Annotated in this window: 1 protein-coding gene; it reads right to left on the minus strand. The window is 67.0% G+C overall.

The window, feature by feature from the left end:
- Nucleotides 1–1,047, minus strand: a 1,047-nt coding sequence (locus tag Q0672_RS07930) for a nitrite/sulfite reductase (RefSeq protein WP_298621448.1), incomplete at both ends; no start/stop codon positions are given.

The raw sequence follows: 1,047 nt of genomic DNA on the forward strand, positions 1-1,047 counted from the left end.
CGCCGAGGATGCCGATGTGGCCCACGTGGTGGTGGCCGCAGGAGTTCATGCAGCCCGAGATGTTGAGCTCGATGTCGCCGATGTCGTAGAGGTGATCCAGATCGTCGAAACGGGCCTGGATGGCGTTGGCGATGGGGATCGACTTGGCGTTGGCCAGGGCGCAGAAATCGCCCCCGGGGCAGCAGATGATGTCGGTCAGGAGGCCGAACGTGGGCGTGGCGAGGCCGGTGGCGCGGGCCTTTTCCCAGATGGCGAAGAGATCGGACTGCTTGACGTCGGCGAGCACGAGGTTCTGCTCGTGGGTGGCGCGGATCTCGCCGAAGCTGTAGGCGTCGGCCCAGTCGGCCACCAGATCGAGCTGCTCGGCGGTGATGTCGCCAGGGGCGCGCTTCGGGTCTTTCAGCGACAGCACGACGATGGCGTAGCCGGGCACCTTGTGGGCCAGCACGTTGCGGCGGGCCCAGGCGGCGAAGGCCGGGTTGGCGCTGCGCTGGGCGGCGTAGCCGGCGTCTTCGGCGGGCAGGGTTTCGTAGGCCGGGGTGGTGAAGTGGCCGGCAACGCGGGCGACTTCGGCTTCGGTGAGGGTGTTCGGGCCGTTCTTGCCGAATTCCCATTCCGCTTCCACCTGACGCTTGAACTCGGCGATGCCCAGGGCCTTCACCAGAATCTTGATGCGCGCCTTGTAGAGGTTGTCGCGGCGGCCATAGCGGTTATAGACGCGCAGGATGGCTTCGCAGTAGGTGATGATGTGCTGCCACGGCACGAAATCGGTGATCTCTTCGCCGATGATCGGGGTGCGGCCCATGCCGCCGCCGACCAGCACGCGGAAGCCGATCTCGCCGGCCGCATCGCGCTTGAGCTCGAGGCCGATGTCGTGGCACTGGATGACGGCGCGGTCCTGTCCGGCGCCATTCACCGCGATCTTGAACTTGCGCGGCAGGAAGGCGAACTCGGGGTGGAAGGTGCTCCACTGGCGCAGCACCTCGCACCACGGGCGCGGGTCGATGTATTCGTCGCCGGCGACGCCCGCGAAGGGGTCGGAGGTGA

It is taken from the genome of uncultured Zoogloea sp., assembly GCF_937894855.1.
Taxonomy (GTDB): Bacteria; Pseudomonadota; Gammaproteobacteria; order Burkholderiales; family Rhodocyclaceae; genus Zoogloea; species Zoogloea oryzae.